The 15,042-nt window shown below is 60.9% G+C and carries 7 protein-coding genes; 6 read left to right on the top strand and 1 reads right to left on the bottom strand.

Annotation, left to right across the window (positions count from 1 at the left end):
* Positions 1-62: 62 nt before the first annotated feature.
* Complete coding sequence (locus LOC68_RS28015; RefSeq protein ID WP_230225114.1) at positions 63-404, bottom strand: HU family DNA-binding protein; 342 nt, start codon at positions 402-404, stop codon at positions 63-65.
* 335 nt (positions 405-739) lie between these two features.
* Between LOC68_RS28015 and LOC68_RS28010 the strand changes: the two genes are divergently transcribed.
* From LOC68_RS28010 to LOC68_RS27985, 6 genes are all read left to right on the top strand, one after another.
* Complete coding sequence (locus LOC68_RS28010; protein ID WP_230225113.1) at positions 740-5,341, top strand: outer membrane protein assembly factor BamB family protein; 4,602 nt, start codon at positions 740-742, stop codon at positions 5,339-5,341.
* Between the two features lie 277 nt (positions 5,342-5,618).
* Entirely contained in the window at positions 5,619-6,671 is a 1,053-nt protein-coding gene (locus tag LOC68_RS28005) for an AAA family ATPase (protein WP_230225112.1), read from the top strand.
* Positions 6,640-7,542 carry a DUF58 domain-containing protein gene (locus LOC68_RS28000; RefSeq protein ID WP_230225111.1) on the top strand — a complete coding sequence of 301 codons (903 nt, stop codon included), beginning with the start codon at positions 6,640-6,642 and terminating at the stop codon, positions 7,540-7,542. The genes LOC68_RS28005 and LOC68_RS28000 overlap by 32 nt, the downstream gene beginning before the upstream one ends.
* Before the next feature lie 19 nt (positions 7,543-7,561).
* Entirely contained in the window at positions 7,562-9,862 is a 2,301-nt protein-coding gene (locus LOC68_RS27995) for a BatA domain-containing protein (protein ID WP_230225110.1), read from the top strand.
* Complete coding sequence (locus tag LOC68_RS27990; protein ID WP_230225109.1) at positions 9,862-12,639, top strand: hypothetical protein; 2,778 nt, start codon at positions 9,862-9,864, stop codon at positions 12,637-12,639. Before LOC68_RS27995 ends, LOC68_RS27990 begins: the two co-directional genes overlap by 1 nt.
* Before the next feature lie 19 nt (positions 12,640-12,658).
* On the top strand, positions 12,659-15,019 hold the full coding sequence (locus LOC68_RS27985; protein ID WP_230225108.1) for a hypothetical protein: 2,361 nt from the start codon (positions 12,659-12,661) through the stop codon (positions 15,017-15,019).
* Positions 15,020-15,042: the final 23 nt, after the last annotated feature.

The following is a 15,042-nucleotide window of genomic DNA, read 5'->3' as shown; positions in this document are numbered from 1 at the left end:
CCTGCGGCCTTACGCTCGTAACGTGCGTCTTATGCAGTTCGGCGAAGAAATCGCCTACGCAATTAGACCATGTCCTTCAGGTTCTTCAGCGCGCGAACCTTGACTTTGACCGAAGCCGGCTTGGCCGGAACGTCCATCAGTTCGCCCGGCTTGAACGGGTTCGGCACGCCCTTCTTGGCGGGACGAGCGGGAACCTTCTTCTTTTCGATCTTGATCAGACCGGGGATCGAGATGGCGCCAGCGCCAGACTTGCCCAGCGACTTCTTGACCTGATTCGAGAGCGCGTCCAGGACGGTCGCCACGTCCTTCTTGGCGACGCCGGTTTCTTCCGCAATGTTGTTCAGCAGTTCGGTCTTCGTCAGCGGCTTCTTCGCGGTGGTGGCCGCAGCGGCTTTTTTCGCCATTTTTTCCCTCCTTGCGAGGCTGTGCAGTGTGGAATGGTATGTCCGTCCGTTGAGCGGAACGCGTTGATTAAAAGATTTCAGTCGAGTTTTTCAAGCCTGACATCGCGGCTAAACGGCCAAAAACGCCGAAAAACCGGGAAATAACGCCGAATCGGCACATTTCGACCCTCTTTTTTAGGCTTCCCAGGGCCTCTTTTCGCGCCAGACGATCCCATCGGCGCTGAACTAATCGCTTTCCGCAGCGACTAACCTGTGACGATTCAATTGGTCATTTTCGTCCGGTTGTCGTAAATTGAGGAAGTAAGTTCCTATTCAAAACGCTGGAGCCTCCGAGCGTGAAATTTCGCATTCTCCCCTCTCTCCCCACCTGCGGCGAGCCGCTTCGCCGGATCCATCTGGTCGCCCTCCTGATGGTTACCGCCACCGCCGCTTCGGTCTGGGGACAGGTAGAAACCAACGACGACGCCGTCTTTCTGGCGCCCCCGCGTGAGATTCGACTCCAGATCGAACGAGCCCGGGAAGCCAAAGAGGCGAAGAAGTGGACCGCCGCGGCCGAAGAGCTGGGGCTGCTGCTGAACGATCCGGAGTTGGAAGACTTCTTCCTGCCGGGCAACGTTTCGGGGCCGGTCGATATGAGCATCAAGAAGGAGGCCCGCGACCTCCTCAACTCGCTTCCCAAAGAAGGGCAGGAAGCGTTCGAGCTCCTCTACGGCGCCGACGCCAAGGCGATGCTCAAGCAGGCGATCTCCTCACGCGACCCCAGCATGCTGGCCGAAATCTCGCGCCGTTTCGCCCATACTGACGCCGGCTATCAGGCGACCATCCTGCTTGCTCGGTCGCAGTTGGATCAGGGTCTGCCGATGTCGGCGGTCCTGGCGCTGCAGCCGCTGCTGAACAGCCGCATGGCGCTCGACAAGTACGAACCTGAAATCTCGCTCTTGATGGCGATCGGCTATTACGCCGCCGGCGACGAAGACCACGCCGTCGAAACGCTCGACAACCTCCGCGCGATTCAAAAGAACTTGAACTTCAAAGTTCCCCAGTCCCTCGAACCGCTGTTCGCCGAATCGGCCAAGCCGGGCGAGTGGCTATCCGCCCAGTTTCAAGATTTGAACAGCCCCAGTTCCAAGGTCCCGCAGTCGTGGGTCGTCTTTGGCGGGGACGCTGCGCGAAATGCGCCGACCAAAGGGAGCGCACCGCTGCGGAATTTGAACTGGCACGTCCGGATGGCCCGCAGCAGCAATGACGAAGAGCAAACCGAAGACACCGCCCAAGGCTTTATCGAAAACGGCATCGCCGTGTTGCCGGCCGCTCAGCCCCTGGTCGTTCGCGATCAAGTGCTGGTCCGAACTCCGTGGCATCTGCTCGGCGTCGATCTGGGCACCGGCAAGGTGAAATGGAACTATCCCTGGGACGCTTCGGACGTCAGCCGGGTCGACTCGCGGTTCAGCGCCATGTCGAACGATCCCGGCTCCAGCTATCTCGATCAAATCAAACGCCGCACCTGGCTCGACGGCTGCTACGGGCAAATTTCGTCCGACGGCGAGCGGGTCTTCATCATCGAAGAAGCGACCCCGAGCGAACCGCAGCAACGCGGTCCCGGTATCGCGCTCTTCAGCGTGGTCCGCGCTCCGTCGCCCAATCGTCTCCGCTGCTTTGGTCTGCGCGGAGAAGGGGAGACCCTCTGGATCGCCGGCAGCGAGATGAGCGACGAACCAGCCTTGGCCGAAGCGCAGTTCCTGGGGGTTCCGCTCCCGGTCGAAGGCTCGCTGTACACCATCGCGGAAGTGAACGGTGAAATTCGTCTGCTCGTGTTCAATTCGGCCGACGGCAAATTGCTTTGGTCGCAGCAACTGGCGCAGCTCGACGGGCTGTGGATGAGCGTGAACGAACCGGCCCATCGCCGCTACGGCGCCTCGCCGTCGTTCTCCGACGGCGTGCTGATCTGCCCGACCAATATCGGGGTGGTCGCCGCGATTGACGTTCGGCAACGTTCGCTCCTCTGGGGCTATCAGTACCAAGAGGTCGAACGCCAGCCGCGACAAGGATTTATTCAGCGTCGCCCGACCGAATCGCGTCAAGATTACGGCGATCACTGGTCGGACGGGAAAGTGGTCATCGCCGGGAATCGAGTCTTTTTGACGCCGCCGGAAACCGACCAGATCTTCTGCTTGGACCGGATGTCCGGCAAGCTGCTGTGGGAAAAGCCGCGGGAAGATGGCGTTTACCTGGCGACCGTTTCCGGCGACATCGCGCTGGTCGTCGGCGCCAACAACATCTACGGCCTGAAGGTCGACACCGGCGACGCCGCGTGGGAAAGCCAGCCGATTCCGGACGGCGGCTTGCCGAGCGGCCGCGGCTTTTTGAGCGGCGACTATTACTACTTGCCGACGACCCAGGACGAGATCGTGCGAATCAACATTCGCGACGGCAAACTCGACAAATCGATCCCGACCGAAGGAACCTTGGGGAACCTGGTCTGCCACGGACGTTACGTGATCTCGCAAGGAGTCAACTTCGTCGCGTCGTTCAAACAGATTGACGCGCTGCGAGAAGAAGTCCGCGTCCGCTTGGCGAAAAACGCCAACGACGCCGAAGCGCTCCGCAATCAAGGAGAGCTGTTGGTGCACGACGGCAAGGTCCAGGAAGCGCTGGCGACCTTGCATCGCTCGCTGGAACTGGTCGATTCGCCCGAAACGCAGCAGGCCTACGTCTCGACGGCGCTCGAAGCGTTGCGCGAAGACTTCGCCGGCAATCGCGATACGGCGCAGAAACTCGAATCGATCGTCGAGAGCATGGATGACCGCTTGGAACTGGTCCGCGTCACCGCGATCGGTCTGCATCAGGCCGGCGAATATCAAGCCGCGTTCAACGATTACATTCGCTACGTCGATCTGCTCGATCAGATTATCGACCAAGGGAAGTCGGAACGCCCGCTGCAGAGCATCGGGCCGAACCTGCGAGTCCAGCGTGATCGCTGGATCGGCGGGCAGCTGGCGCAACTGCGGAGCGCCGTCGACGAAACGGTCGCCGCCTCGATGAATGAAGCGGTCGCCGAGCGTTGGGACGGGACCAAAGAACATGCGAAGAGCGACGACTACGCCGAAAAGCTTCGCCGCTTCGCGCGACGTTTCGGCGCGTTTCCGCTGGCCCGTTCGGCCGAGTTGGAACTGGCCCGCGTCGCCTTGGCGAACGGCAACGAACTTGCCGCCGAGACGATCTGGCAGCAGCTCGCCTTCGGCGACGATCCGCAAGTCGCCGCTCAAGCGACCGCCGACCTGGCCGGCTTGCTCGCCGCTCGCGGTCATAAGGCGGACGCGTCGATCGTTTACCGCCGCCTGGCCGATCGATTCCGCAACGAGAAACTCGCCAACGGCCAGTCAGGCCGACAATTGGCGATGGAACAAGCGGTCAACGTCGCCAATCCGTATTGGAACTACGGCGCCGTCAACCTGGATCGCCGCAGCGAAGATCTGGCCGCGGCCGTCCGTCTGCTTCATCCGATTCGGATCGACGAGCGGTTCGGCTTCGACATTCCCCGCGAAGCGCTCAAGCTCGACAACGAAGAACGCCATATCGTGGTGATCGACGAATATGGAAACCAGCGACTCCATCTGCCGTTCACCATGTTGAACGAAGCGCAGCTTTACAACTCGCAAACGGCCCAGATCCATGCGGATCGAATCGGGCACCTGGTGATCGTCTCGTTCGGGAACGAAGTCCACGCCTTCGACACGCTGCAGCGCGGCGATGACGAGGATCTCCGCGAACGAGCCTTGTGGCAAGAGAATCTGTCGCCCGAAGGAAGCAGCAGCCGCAGCCGGCCGAAAGTGAATGTAGTGGAAGTCAACGACAACCCGTTCGGCGACTATCCGTATGACGGTCATGACTCGCTCAACGAGCGCCCGATCGGCTACATGAGCTCGCTCCGTTACGATTCGCTCTGCTTCCAGCGCGGCAACAAGCTGATCTGCGTCGATCCGCTGACCGGCGACTCGAACTGGGAACGGGACAACGTTACGCCTGGTTGCTATCTGCTGTCGAACGATTCGGTCCTGGCGGCGATTCCGCCGCGGAAGTCAAACGACGGCGCTACCGAAACCGAAGCGCTGCTGTTTGATCTGCGCAGCGGGGTTCAGATTGGAACGGTCAAAGCGCCGGTCCGCGAGATGATCTGGGCGACCGACGGCACGAACTACCTGACCTGGGAAAAAGACGACCATCAGACGGTGATCGCCCGCGATCTGTTGACCGGCAAAGAACTGTGGCGCTACCAGGGAGAGAACGGCGCTCGCGGTAAGGTCTTCGGCTCGCAGGTCGCCATCCTCGAACCGAACGGTCAGTTCCACGTTTTCAATCTGGCCGACGGCAAAAAGCTGATCGACGCCAAGTTGCACGACGCTCCAGAGCTGGGCCAGCGCGATTCGCAAATCAAGATTGTTGAAGGCGCCGACGACTTCCAGTTGATCGTCACCACCAGCCGCAAGGAAAGCCGCTTCACCTCGAAGAGCATTCCATACAACTCGAAGGAGCCTGCCGGACCGGTTTCGCGGGTCTACAGCTTCTCGCGGTCGGACGGTCAGCTGCAATGGCAGACGCCGGAACCGATTCGCGACTTCCACCTGATCGAAGCGGAACAATCGCCGCGGCTGCCGGTGCTCGCCTTTGCGTCGCGGCAGAACCGGATCGACAAGAAAGCGCACGAAGCGATCGTGCTGCTGGTCGATCGTCGCGACGGCCGCGTCCTGCTACGAGACGGCCAGACCGACCACACCGCGACCTACCAGCTGTTTGGGGATCCCGAAAACCAGACGCTGCGGGTGCTGCTGACCAAGATGTCGTTCTCGCTCAACTTCACCGCCGCTCCGGCTCCTCCGGCGCCGAGCGGTTCTTCCCTTCCCGCCATCACTTACCCCCCGGTAGAAGAGAAGCGTTAATCCGCAACCCTTCGTCGCCGGGCCTATCACTCCGAAAGTCTGTCTGCACAACCACTTAGCGCAATCCTCACAATCGTTAAAGCCCCGCCGGTCAGCTCTGCGGGGCCGCCAATTGTTGATTTGCGAGCTACCTTTTGGAGTCCAAAATCGACTTCGATGAACTAATTGTGAACATTGCGACACGAAGTCTACAAATCGCCGTTTTAATGGCTGGCAGGTTCGCCCTACGAATTTCCGCCCGCCGACCTTTTCTGCCGCCCGATTGAAGGAACCGCTCATGTCCGACTCTCCCCTTCAGGCAGACGCCGCTGCGGTCGAGAGAATTGCCGCTGCTCGTCGTCAGATTCATGAGCAGCTTTCGCAAATCATCGTCGGGCAGACCGACGTGATCGAAGAATTGCTGATCTCGCTTATCAGCCGCGGTCACTGCCTTCTGGAAGGGGTGCCGGGTCTGGCGAAGACGTTGATGATCAGTTCGCTGGCGAAAACGCTGAACCTCAGCTTTAGCCGCATTCAATTCACTCCCGACTTGATGCCGGCCGACATCACCGGCACCGAAATCATCGAAGAGAACCGTTCGACCGGCCATCGCGAATTCCGCTTCCTGGAAGGCCCGCTCTTCTCGAACATCATTCTCGCGGACGAAATCAACCGTACGCCTCCCAAGACGCAGGCGGCGCTGCTCGAAGCGATGCAGGAACGTCAGGTGACCGTCGGTCGCGTCCGTCACGAACTGTCGGACCCGTTCTTCGTCCTCGCGACGCAAAACCCGATCGAACAAGAGGGTACCTACCCGCTGCCGGAAGCGCAACAAGACCGCTTCATGTTCAAGGTCTACGTGAAGTACCCGAACTTCGACGACGAATTTGAAATCGCTCGCCGCACTACCGGCGGCGCGAAAGGTGAGATCGCTCCCGTTTTGAGCGGCGAAGAGCTGATCGAACTGCAAAAGATCGTTCGCGAAGTGCCGATCACCGATCATGTGATCCGCTACGCGTTGTCGCTGGTCCGCCAGACGCGCGTCGGCGGGGCCGGAACGCCTGACTTTGTGCAGGATCTGGTCAGCTGGGGCGCTGGTCCCCGCGCCGTTCAGTTTTTGATTCTCGGCGGCAAGGCTCGCGCTTTGCTGCACGGCCGTACGCACGTCTCGACCGACGACATCCAAGCCTTGGCCAAACCGGTGCTGCGGCATCGCATTTCGGTCAACTTCGCCGCCGAAAGCGACGGCGTGAGCCCGGACGACATCATCGATCGAATTCTGGAATCGACCCCCACCAAGGAAGATGAGCTAACGAGCGATGCCCGATTCCAAAAGATTTTTGCATCCTGAGGCGATCAAGACGATCGCTCGGCTGGAGTTACGGGCACGGCATATCGTCGAAGGTTTTCTTTCGGGAATGCATCGCAGCCCTTACTTTGGCCAATCGATCGAGTTCTTGCAGCATCGCGAATACGCGACCGGGGACGATCTACGTCATATCGACTGGAAAGTCTGGGCCAAGCAGGACCGCTTCTACATCAAGCAGTTTGAAGAAGAGACCAACTTGCGTTGTACGCTCTTGGTCGACGCTTCCCAAAGCATGCAGTACGGCGCGGGCCCGCTGAACAAGTACGAATACGCCTGCACTGCGGCGGCCAGCCTGGCTTACCTGGTGCTGAAGCAGCAAGATGCGATCGGCTGTGCGATCTACGACGAAAAGATCCGCGCCCGCGTCCCGACCATGAGCAAACGGAATCACTTGCTCTCGGTCATCAAAGCGTTCGACGAAAACCAGCCGCGTGAGAAGACCAGCTTTTTGCGAATCTGTCGCGAAGCGGCCGAAGCTTATCCGCGCCGCGGCATGATGGTGGTCCTCTCCGATCTGTTCGGCGACGTCGAAGAGACGATCAAAGGACTGAAGCTCCTTCGCCAGCGCGGACATGACGTGCTGGTAATGCACATCCTGGACGACGACGAACTGGATTTTCCGTTCGCTGGGCCGACCCGCTTTGAAGGAATGGAGACCGAAGACCAGTTGGACTGCAACCCGCGAGCGCTCCGTGACGGCTACCTGCAAGCTTTGCAGGTCTTCCTCGACGAAGTTCGCCGCGGCTGCGCGAAGAACACGGTCGACTACGCGTTGGTCCGCACCAGCGATTCTCTGGGCGCGGTCCTCTCGACCTATTTGAACAGCCGACTTGGCATGCACCACCGCAACTAACCCCTGAATTGTTTCCGTTATGCAGTTCGTTCATCCAGCGCTGACCTGGGGCTTCTTGCTCCTGCTCGTCCCCGTGTTGATCCACCTGATCAACATGATGCGACGTCGGCGCGTCCAATGGGCGGCGATGCAGTTTCTGCTCGAAAGCCAGAAGCGGAATCAACGCTCGGTCTGGTTCAAGCAGCTGTTGCTCCTGCTGTCTCGCATGGCGGCGATCGGCCTGTTGGTCGCGATCATGGCGGGGCTCACCACCTCGGATCAATGGTCGACCTTGTTTGGCGGCGGGGGAACGCATCATTACGTGATCCTCGACGATAGCATGTCGATGTCGGACCGAACCGGCGGCGTCGAAGTAATGGATCGCGGCCGAGAAGTGATCAAACAAATCGCCGCAGTCGCCGCCGAGAAGCGAACGCCGCAGCGTCTTACCTTGCTCCGCACGTCGCGAGCCGCCGCCGGCGATGGCGGAGTCGCTCGCGTCGACATCAGCGGCGATGACGTCGATTCGACCTTCCGCGATTCGCTGGAAGAGTCGCTCCGCGTCGTCGATTCGACCGAACTGGCCATCGGCCCGGCCGGCGCGATCGCCGCCGTCAATCGCTTCATCACCGACAACGTCGAAAGCGAAAACTCGCTCGTTTACCTGGTCGGCGACTTCCGCCGCCGCGACTGGTCGCAGTCGCAAGATGTGAAACAGCGGCTGCAAGAGCTCTCGAACAAGGCGGCCGAGATTCACCTGGTCAATTGCTCGCGCCGCAACCCGATCAACCTGGGCATTACGCGACTCGCTCCGGAGTCGGCGACTTTGGCCGCCGGCGTGCCGACCTTCCTGGAAGTGACGGTGCGCAACTACAGCGAAACTCCCGCGACCGGCGTGCAGGTCAAACTTTCGACCTATCACGATGACGACACCGATCGCAAGTTCGCCAGCGCCGGCGAAGGACTTGGCGCTCCGCACAGCGAACCGACCGTCTACTTTGAAGAAGTCCCGCCGGGCGAAGAAGTGACGCGCCGCGCTCAGATCTACTTCCCGACTGCCGGTCAGCATGTCGCCGTCGCCGAACTGCCGGATGACGCGGTCGCCGCCGACAATCGCCGTTTCCAGATTTTGAACGCTCCGCCGGCGATTCCCGTCCTGCTCGTCGATGGAGACGTGCAGCAGCGCAACGCCTACTTCATGACCGCCGTCTTCCAACCGGGCGAAGCGGTCAACACCGGCATCCAGCCGCTGGTCGTCGGTCCGCAGTATCTACGCGATGCGTCGCTCGAAACGCTGCAAAGCTTCGATGCGATCTACCTGTTTGACGTCGCTCGCTTTGACGGCGATGCGGTCAAAAAGCTGAAGGACTACGCCGCGAGCGGTCGCGGGGTGGCGGTTTTCGCCGGTCCCGGTTCGACGGTCGACGCCCTCAATTCGCTGCACGAAGGGGGCCTGCTGCCGGCCAAGGTGATCGGCACGAAAGAACTGGCTCCGCCGATCGCCGGTGAAGAGACCGTCGACTTCGTCCCGTCGGAACACCCGATCTTCTCCGTCTTCCGTGGCGAGAAGAACCGGTTCCGCAACGACTTGAAGTTCTATCAGTACTACGATCTCGACGCGACTTGGAAGCCGGAAGAGCAGGGCGCCATCCTCGGCAAGCTCCGCGACGGCCGCCCGTTGATCGTCGAACAACAAGTTGGCGACGGCAGCGTCGTCACCTTCCTGACCAGCTTAACCCCCGACTGGAACAACTGGTCGATCACGCCGGGCTTCATCGTCACGGCGCTCGAACTGCAAGCCTATCTCGCTTCCGGCACGCGGAAATCGGCCGAGCGACTTGTCGGCGGCCCGATTCGCGTCGAAGTTGATGCGGCGAACTTCCGCAATGACGCGCTCGTTTTCGCTCCTGGCGCCGATCGGATGCCGACCGTGAAACGAGACCGCGCAACCCTGACCAAGCAGGACGGCGGCGCCTTGCTGGAACTCGACTACGTCGGCGTCAACAACGTCACCGGCGATTCGCTGACCGGACTCTCTGGCGTCTACGACGTTTGGCTCACCCAAAGCGACGGGCATCCTAACTTGCGGCGGTTCGCGTTGAACGTCGATCCGCTGGAAGGGGACCTGACGACGACCGATCGCAACGAACTGCAAGCGGCGCTCGCGCCGGTCACGTTTACCTATCACACCGTCGAGTCGGTCGACTACAGCTGGAGCGCCAGCGAAGGTTTCGCCTGGCAAGACTATCTGCTCTACGCACTGTTAGGACTACTGGTCGTGGAACAGCTGCTGGCCTATCTGACGAGCTATCATCCTCCCGCGATGGGAGGCGCCCGCTAATGTTATTGCTCGCCCAAACCGACGCCGCCGCGACGCGAACCACGTATGAGTTCTCGCGTCTGGCCGAAATGACGCAGTGGAGCCACTGGGCGCTGCTGGTCGCGATCGTCGTGCTGATGATCACCTTCGTCGGCTGGCTTTATCGCCGCGACACCCGCGAACTATCGCGTCCGGTCCGCTGGACGTTGACCGGGCTCCGCCTGGCGGTGTTGGCCGGCTTGCTCCTCTTCTTCTTCAACCTCGAAAAGAAGACCGAGAGCGAACTGCATGAAAACTCCCGCGTCGTCGTGCTGGTCGATACCAGCCAAAGCATGGCGCTGGCCAACAGCATCGAAAGCGGTTCGTCGCCGCGGTACGAACAGATCGTCAGCAAGTTCTCGCAAGGGGAACTGCTCGAACAGCTTCGCCAGCAGCACGACGTTTTGATCTATCAATTCGATCAAACCGCCCAGCCGACCGAACTGGCCGTCTTCCGTCGACCGCAGACCGATACGGTCTCTGATACCGAAGACTCCGCCGAGACCGAAGCCCGCTTCCGTTCGGCTCGCTTGCTGCTGATGATCAGCGGCGGCGTGATCGTGATCAGCCTGCTCGCTTATCTGATCGCCTTCGCGACTCGGCGGATGGCGCCCAGTTGGCGTGAGACCGCGGCCGCTTGGGCGATGGTTGGCGCGTTTGCGTTGGTCGTCGGAGCTTCGCTCGCCGCGACCGCGAACCTGCGGGCTCCGGAACTGAGTCTTCGTCAATTGGCGATGGGCGAGCTGTCGGTCGACGCGGCCGAACAAGCGGCGCCCGAAGCGACCGAAGAAGAAGAGAAAGCGGCGCCGACCTACGCCGACATCGATTGGCTCGACAAACTGAAGCCGCGCGGCATTGAAACGCGCATCGGCGACGCGATCGCCCAGATCGTGCAACAAGAACGGGGTCGCCCGATCGCCGGCATCCTGCTGCTGTCGGACGGCGTGAACAACGGCGGTCTCGAAATTCGCGAAGCGATTCAAATCGCGGCCGACTCCGAAACGCCGGTCTTCCCGATCGGGCTCGGTCCGTCGGAACGCCCGATCAACCTCCGCGTGGTCGACCTCGAAGCCCCGTCGCGGGTCTTCCCGAACGACGCCTTCCAGATCACCGGCTACATCCAGGCCTTCGCCTCCAAGACCGATTTCATCAACGTGCAGCTCGCCTCCGGCACGACCGACGCCGACGGCACGTTCCGCGAAGAAACGCTGGAAGGGGAAGCTCGACGCGTGCAGCTGGGCGCCGACGGCGCCGTGGTCGCGACCACGTTTGACGTGACGCCGGAGTCGCTCGGCGAACGGACCTATCAACTGCGCATCCTGTCGCCGGCCGGATCGGACCAGGACACCAGCGACGATCACAAAGAGGCGAAAGTCCAAGTCATTCAGCGGAAGAATCGCATCCTGCTGATGGCCGGCGGCCCGTCCCGCGACTTCCGCTTTTTGCGAAACCAGCTCTTCCGCGACAAAGACGTCGAGCTGCACGTTTACCTGCAAAGCGGCAAGCCCGGCATCTCGCAAGAGTCGGACGAGTTGCTCTTCGAGTTCCCGAAAGACGCCGCCGACCTGTTTGAAAACTACGATTGCATCGTGGCGTTCGATCCAGATTGGTCGCAGCTGACGCTGGAACAAGCGGAACTGCTCGAACGTTGGGTCGCCGAAAAGGCAGGCGGTTTGATCGTCACCACCGGTCCGGTCTTCACGGCCGAGTGGGCCAGCCAACGGCGCGGCGATCCGGTGGTCGACATCGTGAAGCAACTTTACCCGGTGACGTTCCACAGCCGTGGCACGTCGATCGGCCTGGATCGTTTTGGTTCGGAAAAAGCCTGGCCGCTGGTCTTTACGCCGGAAGGTCAGTCGCAATCGTTCCTCTGGCTTGGCAACGACGGTTCGACCAGCGCATCACGCTGGGAAGAATTCCCCGGCGTCTACGGCTACTACGCGGTTCGCGACAAGAAGGAAGGCGCCTCGGTTCTGGCTCGCTACAACGATCCCGACGCCGCCCTGGGGGACGATCCGCCGATTTACATGGCGACGCAGTTTTACGGCGCCGGCCGCGTCTTTTTCATGGCCAGCTCCGAAATGTGGCGTATCCGGGCGTTGCACGAAGGTTACTTCGAGCAGTTTTACACGAAGCTGATCCGCTACGTTTCGCAGGGGCGTTTGCTCCGCGATTCGAGCCGCGGCGTGCTGCTGACTAACAAAGATCGCCTTTTGGTGGGCGAAACGGTCGAAGTTCGGGCTCACCTGACCGACGCCAAGCATGAGCCGCTGACCGATCCGGTCGTCAAAGCGACCGTGACCCGTCCCGACGGCCGACGCGACGAACTGACGCTGACCCAAGCCGAGCAGGGGGGGAAGGGCCAATACCACGGCCAGTTCACCCCGCTGATCGAAGGGGATTACCACATCGAACTGCAATTGGCGGGCGGCGGCAAAGACGCTTTGCTGGCGCGAGACATTCGCGTTCGCCTCCCGGACAAGGAAATTGAACGCCCGGAACGTGACGATGTTGCAATGCGACAAATCGCGGAGGGTACCGGCGGCGTCTACTACGTAGGGATGGACGCCGCGCTTGGCAAATCGCCGCTACCGGCGGTCTATTTGCCGGCGACCTTACCCCCGCAAGATATGTACACCGCGCTGCCGGACCTGGTCGATCGCAAGTTCGACCGACTGCTGCGGACCTGGCTGCTTGGCTTGATTTGCGGCGTGTTGGCCCTGGAGTGGCTGACGCGACGCTTGTTGAAACTCGCGTAAACCTGACGAGCGCTCGACCATGACGACGCCCAAACCGAAACCCGAAGTCCCCGCTGATCTGCGCGAGCTGCTCAGTTCGCTGCGGCGGCGCATTCGGCTCTACGTGTTTCTGGAAGGGCTCGCGCTGCTGATCGTCTGGCTGGCGGTGACCTACTGGATCGGCCTGGCAGTCGACTACTTGCCGGTCACGTTCGGCGCCAGCGAAATGCCGCGGGGTGCTCGGATCGTTTGCCTGGTCGCGATCTACGGCGTTAGCGCCTACATCTTCTACCGCTGGATTCTGGTTCGTCTGCTGACGCGGATGTCCGACACCAGCATGGCGATCCTGATCGAACGGCGCTATCCCGAGTTCCACGAAAGCCTCCTCACCGCGATCGAAAGTCCGGTCGAAGAAGAGCTGACCGACGTCGCTTTTCGCGAAGGGATGATTCGCCGCTCCGTCTCCCAGGCGGTCGAAAGCAGCCGCCAGGTGAAGCTGAACGAGATCTTCAATCCATGGCCGCTGACGCGGAACATCGTGTTGGCGATCCTGCTCTTGATCAGCATCGGCGTCTTTGCGTTCACCTCGTTCGACTCGTTCCAGATCTGGGGACGCCGGTTGTACTTGCTGTCGGACGAAGCGTGGCCTCGTTTGGCGCGGATCGAAGTGGTCGGCGTCGAAGTGACGCGGCCCGCCGGCGCCGCCGATGGCGTGACCGCCGCCGAAGTGGTCGAAACGATCCCGTTCAAAGATGGGGTCGCGACCGTCGCGCGCGGCACTTCGCCGAAACTGCTCGTTCGCGCCAAAGCGGACGCCCAGGTTGTTCCGACCTACTGCACGATCGTTTACGAAACCGAAGATGGGGCTCGCGGCAGCGTCGCGATGCAGCGCGTCGGTACCGCGCGCAGCGACTATCAGCGTTACATATTCCAGCGCAAGCCGCTGAAGAGCATCCTCTCGTCGATCTCGTTTGACGTGATCGGCTACGACCACCGGGTCCGCGATCTGCGGATCGAAGCGGTCGACAGCCCGACCATTCTGACGATGCAAGTCGACGCCGCGCCGCCCGCCTACACCAACTTGCTGCCGCGGGTCGAAGAACTGACCGCTTCGTCCGAACTGCCGGTCGGCTCGCAGTACAAGCTGGTCGCCAAGACCAACAAGCCGATCGTGCGCGTCGAAATCGCCAACCTCCGCGAGCAGTCGAATCGCCAGATGACGCTGGCCGAACCGGCTAGCCAGTTTGAACTCGAATTCCCGCCGCTGGCCGACGACCTGTCGCTCGAGCTGACGCTGATCGACAGCGACGGCATCTACAGCGAAAACCCGTTCCGCGTGCAGATCGCCGCCAACGTCGATCAGGCGCCAAACGTCAATTTGCAGCTGGCCGGGATCGGAACCGCGATCACGCCGGAAGCTCGCATCCCGCTCAACGGGACCGTTACCGACGATTATGAAACGAAAGACGTCTGGCTCGACGTCCAACCGGGCGACGGCGACGTCACTCCCTTTGCGATCAAGCCGAGCAACAAAGGGGAATTGAGCTATGTGCTCGACCTGAAAGAAACCGAAGGCGCCCCGAAGCTGGAAGCTGGCGCCCAACTGTCGCTGCTGCTCAAAGCGACCGACCTGCATGATTTGACCGGCGGTCCGAACATCGGCGCCAGCACGCGTTATCCGCTCGACGTGGTGACCCCCAGCAAGCTGCTGTCGCTGCTGGAAGCTCGCGAACTTGGCCTGCGTCGCCGCTTTGAACAGATCCTGCAAGAGACCCAACAGCTGCGAGAAGAATTCGTCCGCGTGCAGCTTGACGCCAAACGGATTGCGACTGGGCCGAGCTCGTTTTCCTCCAGCGATCTGGAAGGGGACGAGAACAACGATCCGGTCGCCAAGCTGAAGCAAGCGGTCGAGTTGCAACTGCTGCGCGTGCAGCGAACTCCCCAAGCGAGTCGCAAGGCGGAAGACGAACTACGGGGGGTCGCCTACGGGTTTGAGGAGATTCGCCAAGAAATCATCAACAATCGCGTCGATACCGAGAAACGGAAGGAACGTCTTGAGAACGACGTGATCGCCCCGATCAACCAGATCGCCGACGTCCAGCAGCCGGAGCTGCGGGAAGTGATCAAGCGGCTGGAAGCGTCCCTCAACAACCCCACCCAATCGGTGGATGAGGCAGGCGCCGCGATCGCCAAAACGGACGAAATCATTCTGGCGATGCAGCAGGTTCTGGACAAAATGCTCGATCTGGAGACTTTCAACGAGCTGGTCGATCAGATCCGCGAAATCATTCAATTGCAGGAAGAGCTCCAAAAAGACACCGAAACGGAGCAGAAAAAGCTATTCCGCGATCTATTTAATTTAGAGTCGTCGGATTCGGACAATCCGCTTAAACTGGAGTAACGGCGGGCTATGCCGCCCAGGAG

It is taken from the genome of Blastopirellula sediminis, from assembly GCF_020966755.1.
Taxonomy (GTDB): Bacteria; Planctomycetota; Planctomycetia; order Pirellulales; family Pirellulaceae; genus Blastopirellula; species Blastopirellula sediminis.
Note: the sequence above shows the minus strand (reverse complement) of the source record. Positions and strands in the feature narration are given on the sequence as shown.